A 262-nucleotide genomic window follows, 5' to 3' on the forward strand; every position below is an offset into this window, starting at 1 on the left:
GACTCAGATTGAAGATCAGCAGCGTCTGAACGACAACCAAGTGGCTGCAAATAATTTATTGCGTACTGATGTTTATGATCTAAAGAATGGTCTTGAGGCAGTAGAAGAGCACGCGCGTTTAGATTTGGGCTTAATCAAGCCAAATGAGACTTTTGTACAAGTATCAACAGCGCCGACAACGCACAGCCGTTATTGATTGCTCTCAACCTCATAAAATGAATTTCTTCTATCACCTATAGTAGAGACATTATTGATCTTAGGG

At 40.8% G+C, this 262-nt stretch carries 1 protein-coding gene; it reads left to right on the plus strand.

The window, feature by feature from the left end; genetic code table 11:
* Positions 1-196: FtsB family cell division protein (locus AAEZ06_RS27570; protein ID WP_350617298.1), on the plus strand; the 196-nt coding region annotated here is incomplete at its 5' end.
* Positions 197-262: the final 66 nt, after the last annotated feature.

The organism is Pseudomonas sp. HY7a-MNA-CIBAN-0227 (assembly GCF_040310325.1).
In the GTDB taxonomy this organism is placed as follows: Bacteria; Pseudomonadota; Gammaproteobacteria; order Pseudomonadales; family Pseudomonadaceae; genus Aquipseudomonas.